At 69.0% G+C, this 14,915-nt stretch carries 14 protein-coding genes; 8 read left to right on the top strand and 6 right to left on the bottom strand.

What is annotated here, in order from left to right; genetic code table 11:
- Nucleotide 1: 1 nt before the first annotated feature.
- A complete protein-coding gene (gene kdpE, locus KUD94_RS11315; protein WP_218237308.1) occupies nucleotides 2–697 on the top strand; it encodes a two-component system response regulator KdpE in 696 nt (231 codons plus the stop codon).
- Between the two features lie 27 nt (nucleotides 698–724).
- Here the strand turns inward: kdpE and corA are convergent, their stop codons facing one another.
- From corA to tsaB, 4 genes are all read right to left on the bottom strand, one after another.
- Nucleotides 725–1,711, bottom strand: coding sequence for a magnesium/cobalt transporter CorA (gene corA, locus KUD94_RS11320; RefSeq protein WP_218237309.1), 987 nt, complete (start codon nucleotides 1,709–1,711; stop codon nucleotides 725–727).
- 164 nt (nucleotides 1,712–1,875) lie between these two features.
- Nucleotides 1,876–2,586 (bottom strand): uracil-DNA glycosylase family protein, encoded by a 711-nt coding sequence (locus tag KUD94_RS11325; RefSeq protein WP_255568758.1) that lies wholly within the window; start codon nucleotides 2,584–2,586, stop codon nucleotides 1,876–1,878.
- Nucleotides 2,583–3,035, bottom strand: coding sequence for a ribosomal protein S18-alanine N-acetyltransferase (rimI, locus tag KUD94_RS11330; protein WP_218237310.1), 453 nt, complete (start codon nucleotides 3,033–3,035; stop codon nucleotides 2,583–2,585). The genes KUD94_RS11325 and rimI overlap by 4 nt, the downstream gene beginning before the upstream one ends.
- Nucleotides 3,032–3,739, bottom strand: a complete 708-nt coding sequence (tsaB, locus tag KUD94_RS11335; protein ID WP_218237311.1) for a tRNA (adenosine(37)-N6)-threonylcarbamoyltransferase complex dimerization subunit type 1 TsaB — start codon at nucleotides 3,737–3,739, stop codon at nucleotides 3,032–3,034. Before tsaB ends, rimI begins: the two co-directional genes overlap by 4 nt.
- A gap of 88 nt (nucleotides 3,740–3,827) precedes the next feature.
- Here tsaB and dacB point away from each other — a divergent pair, with 88 nt between their 5' ends.
- From dacB to KUD94_RS11355, 4 genes are all read left to right on the top strand, one after another.
- Entirely contained in the window at nucleotides 3,828–5,294 is a 1,467-nt protein-coding gene (dacB, locus tag KUD94_RS11340; protein ID WP_218237312.1) for a D-alanyl-D-alanine carboxypeptidase/D-alanyl-D-alanine-endopeptidase, read from the top strand.
- Nucleotides 5,295–5,438: 144 nt separating this feature from the next.
- Nucleotides 5,439–6,431, top strand: a complete 993-nt coding sequence (locus KUD94_RS11345; protein ID WP_218237313.1) for a GGDEF domain-containing protein — start codon at nucleotides 5,439–5,441, stop codon at nucleotides 6,429–6,431.
- A gap of 49 nt (nucleotides 6,432–6,480) precedes the next feature.
- Nucleotides 6,481–7,593 (top strand): SGNH/GDSL hydrolase family protein, encoded by a 1,113-nt coding sequence (locus KUD94_RS11350; RefSeq protein ID WP_218237314.1) that lies wholly within the window; start codon nucleotides 6,481–6,483, stop codon nucleotides 7,591–7,593.
- 69 nt (nucleotides 7,594–7,662) lie between these two features.
- Nucleotides 7,663–8,643, top strand: coding sequence for a DUF808 domain-containing protein (locus tag KUD94_RS11355; RefSeq protein WP_218237315.1), 981 nt, complete (start codon nucleotides 7,663–7,665; stop codon nucleotides 8,641–8,643).
- A gap of 56 nt (nucleotides 8,644–8,699) precedes the next feature.
- Here the strand turns inward: KUD94_RS11355 and KUD94_RS11360 are convergent, their stop codons facing one another.
- Nucleotides 8,700–10,901: a malate synthase G gene (locus KUD94_RS11360; RefSeq protein WP_218237316.1), complete on the bottom strand. Its 2,202-nt coding sequence runs from the start codon at nucleotides 10,899–10,901 to the stop codon at nucleotides 8,700–8,702.
- A 217-nt stretch (nucleotides 10,902–11,118) separates the two neighbouring features.
- Here KUD94_RS11360 and KUD94_RS11365 point away from each other — a divergent pair, with 217 nt between their 5' ends.
- Both KUD94_RS11365 and KUD94_RS11370 read left to right on the top strand, forming a co-directional pair.
- Nucleotides 11,119–12,045 (top strand): LysR family transcriptional regulator, encoded by a 927-nt coding sequence (locus KUD94_RS11365; RefSeq protein ID WP_218237317.1) that lies wholly within the window; start codon nucleotides 11,119–11,121, stop codon nucleotides 12,043–12,045.
- A 213-nt stretch (nucleotides 12,046–12,258) separates the two neighbouring features.
- Nucleotides 12,259–12,714, top strand: a complete 456-nt coding sequence (locus KUD94_RS11370) for a DUF2214 family protein (protein WP_218237318.1) — start codon at nucleotides 12,259–12,261, stop codon at nucleotides 12,712–12,714.
- A 73-nt stretch (nucleotides 12,715–12,787) separates the two neighbouring features.
- Here the strand turns inward: KUD94_RS11370 and KUD94_RS11375 are convergent, their stop codons facing one another.
- Entirely contained in the window at nucleotides 12,788–13,114 is a 327-nt protein-coding gene (locus tag KUD94_RS11375; protein WP_218237319.1) for a PsiF family protein, read from the bottom strand.
- Between the two features lie 119 nt (nucleotides 13,115–13,233).
- Between KUD94_RS11375 and argS the strand changes: the two genes are divergently transcribed.
- Complete coding sequence (argS, locus tag KUD94_RS11380; protein ID WP_218237320.1) at nucleotides 13,234–14,913, top strand: arginine--tRNA ligase; 1,680 nt, start codon at nucleotides 13,234–13,236, stop codon at nucleotides 14,911–14,913.
- Nucleotides 14,914–14,915: the final 2 nt, after the last annotated feature.

Genomic DNA, 14,915 nt, shown 5'->3' on the forward strand with positions numbered 1-14,915 from the left:
CATGACCCCACCCCGCACTCGCATCTTGATCGTCGAAGACGAGGCCGACATTCGCCGCTTCGTGCGCCTGGCGCTGCAGAGCGAGGGCCACGAGGTGTTCGAGGCCGCCAGCCTGCAACGCGGCCTGATCGAGGCCGGCACGCGCCGCCCCGACGCGCTGGTGCTGGATCTGGGCCTGCCCGATGGCGACGGCGTGGACTTGATCCGCGACCTGCGCCAGTGGTCCGAGCTGCCCATCGTCGTGCTGTCGGCGCGCGTGGCCGAGGCCGACAAGATCGCCGCGCTGGATGCCGGCGCCGACGACTACCTGGTCAAGCCCTTTGGCGCCGGCGAGCTGCTGGCTCGCGTGCGCGCGCAGCTGCGCCGCCATGCCGCGCGCAACCCCGCGGGCGAGCCCGAACTGCGTTTTGGCGACGTGCGGATCGACTTCACGCGCCGCAGCGTCACGCAAGGCGGCGAGCCGCTGCACCTGACGCCCATCGAATACCGGCTGCTGACCCACCTGGCCAGCCAGCCCGACCGCGTGATCACCCACAAACAGTTGCTGCAAGCCGTCTGGGGCCCCGGCCATGCCGAGGACACGCACTACGTGCGCGTGCACATGGCCAACCTGCGCAAAAAGGTCGAGCGCGACGCCGCACAGCCCAGGCATCTGCTGACCGAGGCGGGCATTGGCTACCGCTTCGTCGCTCAATAGCGCACGAGCACGCCTAGCCGCCCCTGCTCAGGCCAGCCAGCCGCGCTTGCGAAAGTAGAGCATGGGCACGAGAGCGCTGGCGATCATCAGCACGATGGCGTAGAGGTAGCCGTGCTCCCACTCGAGCTCGGGCATGAGCCGAAAGTTCATGCCATAGACGCTGGCGATCAGCGTCGGCGGCAGCAGCGCGACGCTGGCCACTGAAAAGATCTTGATGATCTTGTTCTGGTTGATGTTCAGGAAACCGACCGTCGCATCCATCAGGAAGTTGATCTTGTCGAACAGGAACTGGGTGTGGCTGTCGAGCGACTCGATGTCGCGCAGGATCTGGCGCGCGTCTTCGAACTGTTCGGCGTTGAGCATGCGGCTGCGCATCATGAAGCTCACGGCGCGGCGCGTGTCGAGCATGTTGCGCCGGATGCGGCCGTTCAGGTCTTCTTCCCAGGCGATGTCGGCCAGCACCTGCTGGGCGTGGCTGTCGGTCATCTGGCCCTCGAGCACCTGGGTGCTGACCTTTTTCAGCTCGTCGTAGATGCCTTCGAGCGTGTCGGCCGAATACTCCACGTCGGTGTCAAACAGGTTGAGCAGCGCCTCCTTGGCGTCGGCGATCAGCCCAGGGGCGCGGCGCGCGCGCATGCGCACCAGGCGAAACACCGGGATGTCTTCCTCGTGGATGGAAAACAGCACGCCGCAGCTCTTGAGCTCGGTGTTGTGCTGGTTCAGGATGAAGGCCACGCGCACCGAGCGCGGGTCGTCGTCGTCATCGATCAGGAAGTCGCTGCGGATGTGCAGCTCGCCGTTGTCTTCCTCGTAAAAGCGCGCGGACTCCTCGATGTCGTCGTCCATCGCGTCTTCGGGAATGGACAGGCCGTAGTACTGCGACACCCAGCGCTTTTCCTCGCGCGTGGGCGACTCCAGGTCCACCCAGACGGGCTGGAAGCGCGCAAGCTCATCGAGCGATTCGATTTCTTCCTGCACCAGCCGGCCGTTGACCAGCGAAAAAACGTTGAGCATGGCTGCTGCTCTCCCTGACGATTCGGTGTTGTAGCGATGGCTTGGGGGGCGCTTTCAGGCCCCCGCTCAGGCTATGCGGCCAGGGAGGCTGAAAGCCGCCGACTGGGGCTGGCTTCCACGACAGCTGTCTCCTTTGATGTGCAGCCGGCAATTATCGCACCCGCTCAGGGCGCGCCCGGCTGGCCGGCCAGCGCCATGGCGCGCTGCAGATCCTGCCAGGCGGCACGCTTGGCTTCGGGGCGGCGCAGCAGGTAGGCCGGCGCATAGCTGACCAGGGCCGGCGTGCCATCGGCCAGGCGGTGGGCGCGCTCGCGCAGGCTTTGCAGCGGCTCGGTGCTGCCGAGCACGCACGAGGCCGCGCTCGGCCCCAGCGCCAGCACGATGGCCGGGCGCAGCGTCTGCAGCAGCTGCGCAAGCTCGCTGCCCGCATCCGCGCCCATTTGCGCCCGGCGCACCGTGGCAACGTGGACGCCGCCGTAGTCCTTGAGCCCCATGGCGGCCAGCATCTTGTGCAGCAGCGCCCCGTCCTCGCCGCTGCCCGGGCTCTCGGGCGTGGTGCAGTCCAGCGCAATCAGCCAGTTCGGCCCCTGCGTCGCCCTGGCGGCCTGCGGGTACAGCGGCTGCGCCGGGCCGAGCTGCCAGCCGGGCGCGGCGGCGGGCGCTGGTGCCGGCGCGCTGGCTGCGGCCGGGCGCCGCATCGGCGCGTCGCCGGCCGCAGGCGCCGCATGCGGGTCAGCGGCCGCAGGCGCACGCGCGGGCGCCCCGGCCGGCGCGGCAGCGGGCGCGGGTGCCTCGCCCGAGTCTTGCGGCGGCGGCAGCCACACCCGTATGCCCATTTCGGCCAGCATCGCGCGCTGGCGGGTATCTAGCGTCATAGCGTCAGGCACATTACCACCGCATCCTCGCGCTGTCCCGCCCCGGCCGGGTAGTAGTTGCGCCGCAGCCCCACGCCGTGAAAGCCGCAGGCCGCATAGACGGCGCGCGCGCGGGCGTTGCCCACGCGCACCTCCAGCCACAGGGTTTGCGCGCCGCACCCGCGCGCCCACAGGCCCAGGGCCTGCAGCATCAGCCGGGCGCAGCCCTGGCCCCGGCAGGCGGGCGCGACGGTGATGTTGAGCAGGTGCGCCTCCTGCACGCCCATCATGGCGATGAAGTAGCCCAGCATCTGTTGCCCGGCCATCAAGGCCTGGCAGTGGTAGCCGGCGTTGATCGAGTCGAGAAAGTTGCCGCGCGTCCAGGGCTGGGCGTAGGCCTCGCCTTCGATGGCCATCAGCGCGTCCAGGTGCGCCAGCGTCAGCGGCTCGAGCCGTGCCGGCGCGCTCATGCGCTGCGCGCGGCCTGCGCGGCGGCGGCGCGCTCGGCGCTGGTCTGCGCTACCTTGTCGCGCACATACAGCGGCAAGGCCTGCTGCGCCGCCACCGCCCGCCCCTGACGCAGCAGCGCCGGCGCCAGCGCCAGCAACGCGCGTGCCGTGGGCAGCGCCGCTACGTCGGGGCTACCCGCGGCCAAGGCCTGCCCGTGGACTGGCCGGGCGTTGCCCGCGCTCGCCCAGCCCTCGGGCACGCGCACCTGCTGCGGCGCGAGCAGTTGCGCCGCCTCGGCCTCGTGCCAGCAGTTCGCCTCGGCCAGCCACACGTAGGCGCCCGCATAGACCTCGCCCATGCGTGCGTCGAGCAGCGCCAGCACGCGGCCACAGCCGTGGGCGATGCGCGCCTGCTCGGCCACCGCCATCAGCGTGGGCACGGGCAGCAGTGGCAGGCCTGCGCCGCCGCGCGCGCCGAAGGCCAGGCCCTGGGCGACGGCGCAGGCCGTGCGCAAGCCGGTGAATGAGCCCGGCCCCTGGCCAAAGGCGATGGCGTCGAGCTGCGCGAGCTTCAGGCCCGCCTGCGCGAGCAGCGCGCGAACGGCGGGAATCAGCGTGTGCGAAGCCTGGGCGCCGCCCGCGCCCTCGTGCAGCCAGACGCGCTCGCCCGCCTGCACGGCCACGGACAGGGTCTCGGTGCTGGTGTCAAACGCAAGCAGTTGCATGGTGCGCCGATTATCCGGTCAGCCCCGCGCCGGGCGCCGGCGCACGGGCTGCGCGGCGATGGGCGGGCGCTTCCTTACACTTGCGGTCATGTCCTGGCTTCCGTCTCTTTTGCGCCGACTGCGCCCGGCGCTGCTCGCAAGCTTCCTCGTGGGCGGCGCGGTTTTGGCGGCCACGCCCGCCCCGGCCGAGCCGGTGCACGCCGGCGCACAGGCCGCCTTGCCCGCGCCGGTGCTCGCGGCGCTGCAGCGCGCCAAGGTCGCGCCCGAGGCGCTGTCCGCGGTGGTGCTGCCGGTGCAGGGCGAGAGCGCGCGCCTGCTCTGGCAGGGCGAGCTGCTGCGCAACCCCGCTTCCGTGATGAAGCTGGTGACCACGTATGCCGCGCTGGAGCTGCTCGGCCCGGCCTACACCTGGCAGACGCCGGTCTATGTCGACGGCCAGGTGCAGGGCGAGACGCTCAAGGGCTCGGTCTACATCCAGGGCCGGGGCGACCCCAAGCTGGTGGTCGAGCGCGTCTGGCTGCTGCTGCGCCGTCTGCAGGCCCAGGGCATACGCAATATCGACGGCGACATCGTGCTCGACCGCAGCGCCTTCGTGCTCGAGCAGCACGACGCCGGCGAGTTCGACGGCGAACCCTGGCGCCCCTACAACGTGGCGCCCGACGCGCTGCTGGTGAACTTCAATGCGCTGACGCTGGACTTCATTCCCGACCTGGCCGCGGGCGTGGCGCGCATAGGCCACGAGCCGCCGCTGGCGGGCATGGAGATTGCGCAGACGGTGCCGCTGGCCGCGCCGGGCAGCGCCTGCGGCGACTGGCGCGCGCAACTGCAGGCCGACTTTGCGCTGCCCGGGCGCATCACGCTGGCGGGCAGCTACCCCGCGGCCTGCGGCGAGCGCCTGTGGTCGGTGGCGCCGGCGGACCCGGCGAGCTTTGGCGCCCGCGCCATCGCCGGCATGTGGCGGGCGCTCGGGGGCACGCTCAGCGGCATGGTGTTGCAGGGCAGCGTGCCAGCCGGGCTGCAGCCGGCCTTTGTCAGCACCTCGCCCGCGCTCTCCGAGATCGTGCGCGACATCAACAAGTACAGCAACAACGTGATGGCGCGCCAGTTGCTGCTGAGCCTGGCGCTGGAGCAGGGCGGCAGCGGCACGCTGCAGGCGGCGCAGACCGTGCTGGGCCAGTGGTGGAGCGGGCACGGCGGGCGGGCGCAGGATCTGGTGCTGGACAACGGCGCCGGCCTGAGCCGCGAAGGCCGCATCAGCGCCCTGGCCCTGGCGCGCCTGCTGCAGCAGGCCTGGGCCTCGCCGGTGATGCCCGAGCTGCTCGCCTCGCTGCCGATCACCGGGGTGGACGGCACGCTGCGCCGGCGCAAGGGCCTGGCGCAGGGCGCGGGTCATCTGAAGACCGGCAGTCTGCGCGACGTCGCCGCCATCGCCGGCTACACCCAGGGCAAAAGCGGGCGCCGCTACGTGCTCGTGGCCATCGTCAACCACGCCAACGCGCTCGCCGCACGCCCGGCGCTGGACGCGCTGGTGGACTGGGTCTGGGCCGAGCGCTGAGCGCCGCTGCTGCGCCGCTGTAGGCGTCCGGCAGGCATTGCTGCACAATACGGCGCCAGAACAAGACAAGACGAGCCTTGGGCCCAGCCCATGCGCCGCGCGTATGCCCGCCACGACGGCCCGCGCAAAGGAGACACGGCGTCGATGCAACCATTGCTGCAAAACCTGGCCGAGATGACCACGCATCGGGACCATCTGCGGCTGGAAGTCTCGGTTCTTTCGACCATTTTCTCGCTCGGGCGCATGCTGCAGGTGCGCTCGCTCGAACTGTTTTCGCTGGCCGGTGCGCTGCGCGTGCGCCCGCGCTGCTGGAGCGAGGACGGGCGCATCGTCTGCAGCCCGCACGAGGCGGCCGACGATCCCGGCGCCCTGGAGCTCGAACAAATGCCCGAGCTTGACCAGTGCATCCGCGAGCGCGGTGCCTCGGCCGAGCGCAGCATGAACGGGGAGCACGTGCTGTGGCTGCCCGTTTGGCTCGGCGACCATGTCGCGACCTGCCTGGAGGTGACGCGCTCGCGGAGAATCACCCAGCACCAGCGCGAGGTGATCACCGGCGTGTTTCTGGTCTACCAGAACTACCAGAGCCTGCTGGACTACAGCGAGCGCGACGCGCTCACCGGCCTGCTCAACCGCAAGACCTTCGACGAGCAGTTCGCCCGCTACAGCGAATTGCCCGGCGGCGACAAGGAAAGCGGCCAGTGGCTGGCGGTGATAGACATCGACCACTTCAAGCTGGTCAACGACCGCTTCGGGCACCTCTATGGCGACGAGGTGCTGATCCTGCTGGCCAACCGCCTGCGCGCGCAGTTTCGCAGTCAGGACCGCATCTTTCGCTTTGGCGGCGAAGAGTTCGTGGTGCTGCTGCGCTCCATCAGCCTGGAGCATGCGCGCGCCGCGCTCGAGCGCCTGCGCGCGGCGATCGAGGCGCATGAATTTCCGCAGATCGGCCACATCACGATCAGCATAGGTTTTGCAGCAGCCACGCTGGACACGCCGGTGGAGATCATCGGCCGCGCCGACCAGGCGCTCTACCACGCCAAGGAGCACGGGCGCAATCAGGTACGCTTCTACGACGACCTGGTGGCCAGCGGCGAACTGCAAAGCAAGGTGGCGCACAGCGACATCGAGCTTTTCTGAGAGCCCGGCCGGGCCGGCAAACCCCCAAATGCACACAAGGAGAACACGCATGCGACGCAAGATGCACTGGATCGTGGTGGTGGCGACCGCCGCCCTGATGGCCGCCTGTGGCGGCGGCAGTTCCGAGCCCGAGTTCGGCGCCGTCAAGGTCGCGGGCGACAGCCTGGCCGACAGCGGCACCTTCGGCCTGAAGTTCACGGTGCAGGGCAGCAAGCCGGTGGGCGCGGGCGCCACGCCGATCTGGCCCGAGCTCGTGGCCGCAGACTACGACATCGGCCTGTGCCCGCACTACCTCGCCAGTGGTGCCAATACCTTCAGCGTCAACGCCGGCTGCAGCAACTACGCGATCGGCGGCGGGCGCATCAACAACCTGAACGCGCCGAACTCGCCGGTGTCCATCACCCAGCAGCTCAAGGCGCTGGGCAGCGCGGGCTTCGGCCAGCGCGACCTGGTGCTGATCGACGGCGGCGGCAACGACGTGGCCGACCTGATCAAGGCCTATCTGGCCGCATCGAGCGACCGCGGCGCCAGCCTGGCCGCGATGCTCTCGACGGTGCTCGACGAGGCCACGGTGCAGGCCTTGCTGTCGCAGGGCCAGAGCGGCATGGCGCAGGCGGGCGGCGCCTACATGCAGGCGCTGGCCAGCCAGTTTGCCGGCACCATCCAGACCCAGGTGCTGGACAAGGGCGCCAAGCGCGTCGTCGTGCTGAACATGCCCGACGTCACGCTGACGCCGCAATTCGGCTTCGTGCTCGCCGCGGTGGCGCAGAGCCAGGGGCCGCAGGCGGCCGAGCAATTGCGCCAGCTCTTCGGCAACTGGGTGCAGGCCTTCAATGCGACGCTCGCCGCGCGCTTCAAGGACAGCAAGACGGTGGCGATCGCCGACTTTGATGCGCGGCTCAAGGCCCTGGTGGCGCAGCCGGCGAAGTACCAGTTGAGCAATACGCGCACCCCCGCCTGCCCGGTGGTCGGCCAGGACGGCTCCGGCCTGCCGAGCTACGACTTCCCGAGCTGTACCGCCGACGCGCTGTCCCGGCAGACCCCGCCGCCCGGCGCAAGCGGCGCCGACTGGTGGCAGGGCTATCTGTTTTCCGACTCCTTCCATCCGACGCCGCGCGGTCATCGCATCCTGGCCGACCTGGTGCGCGAGGCGCTACGCTAAAGCGCCACGCTCAAAGGCGCGCGGCGCGCGGCCCTTGCGCCGCGAGCGCGCGCCAGGACTAGGGCTGCCATGGCCGGCGCCAGTCTGTTCGCACTGCTCGACGACATCGCGACGCTGCTCGACGACATCGGCGCGATGGCGCAGTTGGCCGCACGCAAGAGCGCGGTCATGGCCGACGACGTGGCGGTGCTCACCAAGGCGGCGGCGCAGAAGACGACCGGCGTGCTCGGCGACGACCTGGCGCTCAGCGCCGAGCAGGTCAACGGCGTGCGCGCCGAGCGCGAGCTACCGGTGGTCTGGGCGGTGGCCAAGGGCTCGCTGCTCAACAAGGCCATCCTGGTGCCGGCGGCGCTGCTGATCAGCGCCTGGCTGCCCTGGCTGATCACGCCGCTGCTCATGGCCGGCGGCAGTTTCCTGTGCTTCGAAGGCATGGAAAAGCTGGCCGAAAAATGGCTGCATCCGGCGCCGCCGCACGCCGGCGAGGGCAAGGCGCAGCCTGCGCAGGCCGAGACGCCGGCCGACCCCGCAGCCTTCGAGCGCCGGCGCATACGCGGCGCGGTGCGCACCGACTTCATCCTGTCGAGCGAGATCATCATCATTGCGCTGGGCACCGTGGCCAGCGCGCCGCTCAGCGAGCAGCTGGCGGTGCTGGTGGCGATCGCGCTGCTGATGACCGTCGGCGTCTATGGCGCCGTGGGCGCGATCGTCAAGACCGACGACCTGGGCCTGTGGCTGCGGCGCAAGCCCTGGCGCGCGGCGCAAGCCCTGGGCGCTGCGCTGCTGGCGCTGGCGCCGCGCCTGCTGCGCCTGCTGACCTGGCTTGGCATGCTGGCCATGTTTCTTGTGGGCGGCAGCCTGGTCGTGCATGGCATCGCGCCGCTGAGCCAGGGCATAGAACAGGCCAGCGGGTCGCTGGCCGCGCTGCCGCTCGGCGGGCTGTGGCGGCTGCTGGCAACGGGCGCGCTGGACATGCTGGTCGGCGCGCTGGTGGGCGCGCTGGTGCTCGCCCTGGTGAGTGCGGCGCGCCGGCTGCGCCAGCGTTCTTCGTGACCAAATATGCAGCAAACGCAGACGGGATCTGCGCCAGCAGCTATGTTTATTGACGCTTACTTGCCTGCGCCCGCCTTGACCTTCTGGCGCGCCGCGTGCAAGAGTGGCTCGGTGTAGCCACTGGGCTGGGTCAAGCCCTTGAACACCAGGTCGCAGGCCGCCTGGAAGGCGATGGACTCGTCGTAGCGGTCGTGCATCTTCTGGTAGAGCGGGTCGCCGGCGTTTTGCTGGTCCACCTTGGCCGACATGCGGGCGAAAGTGGCGCGCACCTGGCCTTCGCTCACCACGCCGTGCAGCAGCCAGTTGGCCACGTGCTGGCTGGAGATGCGCAGCGTGGCGCGGTCTTCCATCAGGCCGACGTCGTTGATGTCGGGCACCTTGGAGCAGCCCACGCCCTGGTCCACCCAGCGCACCACGTAGCCGAGGATGCCCTGGATGTTGTTGTCCAGCTCCTGCTGCTTTTCCTCGTCGCTCCAGTTGGGGTTGGCCGTGACCGGCACGGTGAGCAGGCCGGTGAGCAGGTTGTCGCGCTCGGCCTCAAGCGAGGTCTTCTCGAGCTCGCGCTGGATGGCGGCGACATCCACCTGGTGGTAGTGCAGCGCATGCAGCGTGGCCGCCGTCGGGCTGGGCACCCAGGCGGTGTTGGCACCGGCCTTGGGGTGAGCGATCTTTTGCTCGATCATGGCCTTCATCAGGTCGGGCATGGCCCACATGCCCTTGCCGATCTGGGCCTTCCCGCGCAGGCCCATGGAGAGGCCGACGAGCACGTTGTTCTTCTCGTAGGCCTGAATCCAGGCGCTGGTCTTCATGTCGCCCTTGCGGATCATGGGGCCGGCGTGCATGGAGGTGTGCATCTCGTCGCCGGTGCGGTCCAGAAAGCCGGTGTTGATGAAGGCGATGCGGCTGGGCGCGGCGGCGATGCAGGCCTTGAGGTTGACGCTGGTGCGCCGCTCCTCGTCCATGATGCCGAGCTTGACCGTGTTCTCGGGCAGGCCGAGCACCTTTTCCACGCGCGCAAACACTTCGCTCGCGAAGGCCACTTCGGCCGGGCCGTGCATCTTGGGCTTGACGATGTAGACGCTGCCGGTGCGCGAGTTGCGGATGCCGTTGTCGCCCGCCAGGCCCTTGAGGTCGTGCAGCGCGATCGTCGTCGTGACCATGGCGTCGAGAATGCCCTCGGGGATCTCGCGGCCCTCGTCGCCCCAGAGGATGGCCGGGTTGGTCATCAAATGCCCGACGTTGCGCACGAACAGCAGCGAGCGCCCGGGCAGCACCACCTGCTTGCCGTCCGCGCCGGTGTAGCAGCGGTCCGGGTTCAGGCCGCGGGTGATGCTCTTGCCGCCCTTGTCGAAGGTCTCGGTGAGCGAGCCGCGCAGAATGCCCAGCCAGTTGCGATAGCCAAGCACCTTGTCTTCGGCGTCCACCGCGGCGATCGAGTCTTCCAGGTCGAGAATGGTCGAGAGCGCGGCCTCCACCACCACGTCGGCCACGCCGGCCGCGTCGTCCTTGCCTATGGGCGTGGCGCGGTCGATGCGGATGTCCACATGGATGCCGTTGTTCACCAGCAGCACCGCAGACGGCTGCGCCGCCTCGCCCTGGTAGCCGACGAACTGCGCCGGGTTCTTCAGCCCGGTGCTGCCGCTTGCCAAGCGCACCACCAGCTTGCCGCCTTCGACCGCATAGCCGCTCGCGTCCTTGTGCGAACCGTTTGCCAGCGGCGCGGCCTGGTCGAGAAAGTCGCGCGCATAGGCGATCACCCTGGCGCCGCGCACCGGGTTGTAGCCCTTGCCCTTGTCGGCGCCGCCGTCTTCGGCGATCACGTCGGTGCCGTAGAGCGCGTCGTACAGGCTGCCCCAGCGCGCATTGGCGGCGTTCAGCGCATAGCGGGCGTTGAGGATGGGCACCACGAGCTGCGGCCCCGCCTGGATCGCCAGCTCGGCATCGACGTGCTCGGTCGTGGCCTGCACGCCCTCGGGCGGCGCCACCAGATAGCCTATGGTCTCCAGAAACTTGCGGTAGGCCGCCATGTCGCGGATCGGACCGGGGTTGGCCTTGTGCCAGGTGTCGAGCTCGGATTGCAGGCGCTCGCGCTCGGCCAGCAGCGCGGCGTTCTTGGGCGCAAGATCGGCCACCAGCGCGTCAAAGCCGGCCCAGAAGGCCTCTTGCGTGACGCCGGTGCCGGGCAGCACCTCGGCGTTGATGAACTGATGGAGCTCGTCGGCCACCTGCAGGCCGTGGATGCGAGTGCGTGCGGTCATGTTTCACCCCCTGAAAGACGCGATACGGAATGCATTGCCTTGGCTGGCAAGGCTTGCATGCACTGTATTAGAAATATTTGTGTGAATAAATTCAGTAAATATCCTATAACTAGTGACTTTTTAGCAAAACTCTAGACAATCCAGTCCCAAAGACTGCGCACCCTGACTGAATTGATAGCTGACAGCGCAGCAAGTACGGGCGCTACAGACGTTTTTCATGGACAAGTTCAAGGCCTATGCCTCCTTCGTCTCCATCGCCACGCGCGGCAGCCTGACCGCGGCCGCGCGCGCCGAGGGCGTGGCGCCGGCCATCATGGGGCGGCGCCTGGACGCGCTGGAGGAACATCTGGGCGTCAAGCTCCTGGTGCGCACCACACGGCGCATCACGCTCACGCACGAAGGCAGCGCCTTTCTGGAAGACTGCCAGCGCCTGCTGGCCGACGTGGCCCAGGCAGAGGCCAGCGTTTCGGCCGGCGGCGTCAAGGCCACGGGCCACCTGCGCATCACCGCGCCGGCGGGCTTCGGGCGGCGCCATGTCGCGCCGCTGGTGCCGCTGTTTCGCGGCCAGCATCCGGAGGTGACGATCTCGCTCAACCTCTCGGACCGCGTGGTCGACCTGGCGGGCGAAGGCTACGACTGCGCGGTGCGCGTGGGCGACCTGCCCGATTCGTCCCTGGTCAGCGTGCGCCTGGCCGACAACCGGCGCCTGTGCGTGGCCACGCCCGAGTACCTGGCGCGCCGGGGTACGCCGCGCCACCCCTCGGAGCTGGCGCAGCACGACTGCCTGGCGCTGTCCAGCGACGCCTCGCAGACCCGCGGCTGGGCCTTTCGCCTGCCCCAGGCGGGCGGCGCCAGCGAGGTAGTGCACATCAAGCCCGGCGGGCCGCTCGATTGCTCGGACGGCCAGGTGCTGCACGACTGGTGCATGGCCGGCTGGGGCATCGCCTGGCGCTCCACCTGGGAGGTAGAGGCGGAAATCGCCGCCGGCCGGCTGGTGCCGGTGCTGCAAGAGTTTGCCGCCCCGCCCAATGGCATCTTCCTGCTGCTGCCCCAGCGCAAGCACCTGCCGCTGCGCGTGCGCCTGTGGATGGAGCTGCTGCGCGAACACTACGCCCGCCCGACCTTCTGGTCGGGCGGGGCATAGGGCGAGGCTGACCAAATCCCTCACGCGTCGCGCATCGCAGCCTGCGCCGGTTCTGCGGCCTTGCAAATCCTCGCAACAGCCTCTGCCATTGCTGCGGCTTGCGCCTTGCAGCCCATCCCCATGCCGGGCGCGCGCCATCTGGCGGGCTCGTTCAGCGTCGCCTTGGGTCTCGGGCAATACTCCGGGCTTTTCCGTGTACAAGGACATTGCCCCGTGATACTCGAAAGCGTGCTGGCCTTTGCCCACATCATGGCCTTCATCATGCTGGCCACCTTCATGACCACTGAAACCGCGCTGTGCCGCGCCGACTGGGTCAACCCCAAGGTCGTCGATCGCCTGGTGCGCATGAATGCGCTCAGCCTGCTCTCGGCCGCCATCGTGCTGGCTACCGGCTGGGCGCGCACCTTCTGGGGCATCAAGGGCTCGGCCTGGTACTGGGCGCAGCACCTGCTGCACGGCAAGATCGCGCTGCTCGTCGCCATGACGGTGCTGCTCTACCTGGCGCGCCGGCACTACCTTGCCTGGCAGGCGCGCATCGCTCAAGGCGGACAGCTGCCCGATGCGGCCGAACTCAAGCGCGCGCGCGTGCTGGTGATGTGGTCCGCGCACCTGATGATCGTGGTCGTGGTGCTGGCGGTACTGCTGGCGCGCGGCGTGGGCACGCGCTGAAACGACAGGCCAGCAAAGAGCGGCCCCGTGGCGCGCCCGCCCGGGGCCGTCTGGTCTTGCGCCGACGGGCGCTTCAGGCGGCCTTGGCCAGGCAGCCCTTCATGAAGGCCTTGCGCTCGTCGCCCTTGAGCGCCTTGGTCTTGGCCTCGGCGTTGCAGCTTTTCATCTTGTCCTGCTGGTTGGCGGCGGCCGCGGGCGCTTCCTTTTTCTTGCTCAGGCATTCCTTCATGAAGGCCTTGCGCTCATCGCCCTTGAGCGCCTTGGTCTTGGCCTCGGCATTGCAGGTGGTCATCTTCTGCTGCTGCGCCGTGGGCGCCTTCTTGGCCGGGGCGTCGGCCGCCTGGACGGCAAAAGACAGGGCGCAGCCGGCGGCAGCCAGCAGGGCAAGCCATTTTTTCATGCAAGTCTCCCAATCGATGTTTGTGCTTCCCCGCCGCCGACACGGCGCCGGGGTGGGCGCAGCATAGCGCCGCAGCAAGGGCGCGCAAGCCCCGGGCGCCCCGTAAAATCCCTAGCCCTATGCTCAGCGTCAAACAAGAATTGCTCGCGGCGCTGGCCGCCGAACTCGACAAGCTCTCGCCCGGCGCGGGCGCGCGCGCCGCCTTTGAAAGCCCCAAGCTTGCGGCGCACGGCGACTGGGCCTGCACCGCCGCGATGCAACTGGCCAAGGCGCTCAAGACCGCTCCGCGCCAGCTGGGTGAACAATTGCAAACCGCCTTGCTCGCCACCCCCGCTTTCCAGCAATGGGCCGAGGCGATCGATCTGGCCGGCCCGGGCTTTCTGAACATCCGCCTCAAGCCCGAGGCCAGGCAGCAGGTGGTGCGCGAAATCCTCGCGCAGCGCGCGCGCTTTGGCTGGCAGCCTGAGCGGGGAGAAAAAATTCTGGTCGAATTCGTCTCGGCCAACCCCACCGGGCCACTGCACGTAGGCCACGGGCGCCAGGCGGCGCTGGGCGACGCGATCTGCAATCTCTACGCCACCCAGGGCTGGCAGGTGCACCGCGAGTTTTATTACAACGACGCCGGCGTGCAGATCGACACCCTGACCCGGAGCACCCAGGCGCGCGCGCGCGGCCTCAAGCCGGGCGATGCCGGCTGGCCCGAGCCGGCCTACAACGGCGACTACGTGCAGGACATCGCCAACGCCTTTCTGGCCAAGGCCACGGTCCAGGCGGACGACCGCGCATTCACCGCCAATGGCGACATCGACGACTACGACAAGGTGCGCCAGTTCGCCGTGGCCTATCTGAGGAACGAGCAGGACAAGGACTTGCAGGCCTTCAAGCTGCGCTTCGACGAGTACTACCTCGAATCGAGCCTCTACGCCGACGGTCACGTCGAAGACACGGTGCAGCGCCTGATCGCCCAGGGCAAGACCTACGAGCAGGACGGCGCGCTCTGGCTCAGGAGCACCGACTACGGCGACGACAAGGACCGGGTCATGCGCAAGAGCGATGGCCACTACACCTACTTCGTGCCCGACGTCGCCTACCACATCCAGAAATGGCGCCGCGGCTACGGGCGCGCGGTAAACATCCAGGGCATGGACCACCACGGCACCATCGCGCGCGTGCGCGCCGGGCTGCAGGCGGTGGATCTGGGCATTCCCCGGGGCTACCCCGACTACGTGCTGCACACCATGGTGCGCGTGGTCAAGGGCGGCGAAGAGGTCAAGATCAGCAAGCGCGCGGGCTCCTACGTGACGCTGCGCGACCTGATCGAGTGGACCAGCAAGGACGCGGTGCGCTTCTTTTTGCTCAGTCGCAAGCCCGATACCGAATACACCTTCGACGTGGATCTGGCGATCGCGCAAAACAACGACAACCCGGTGTACTACGTGCAGTACGCCCACGCGCGCATCTGCTCGGTGCTGCGCGGCTGGCGCGAGGACTGGGACACCGCGGCGCTCGCGCAGGCCGATCTTGCGCCGCTCACCAGTGAAGCGGCACAGTCGCTGATGCGCGAGCTGGCCAAATACCCCGACATGCTCAGCGCCGCCGCCGCGGGCCATGCGCCGCACGACGTGAGCTTTTACCTGCGCGACCTGGCGGCCAGCTACCATAGCTATTACGACGCCGAGCGCATCCTCGTCGACGACGAGGCCCTCAGGCTCGCCCGTCTGGCATTGGTGGCTGCCACCGGCCAGGTACTGCAAAACGGCTTGGCGCTGCTGGGCGTCTCGGCACCACAAAGAATGTGAAC

This window comes from Comamonas sp. NLF-1-9 (assembly GCF_019195435.1).
Classification (GTDB): Bacteria; Pseudomonadota; Gammaproteobacteria; order Burkholderiales; family Burkholderiaceae_C; genus Comamonas_C.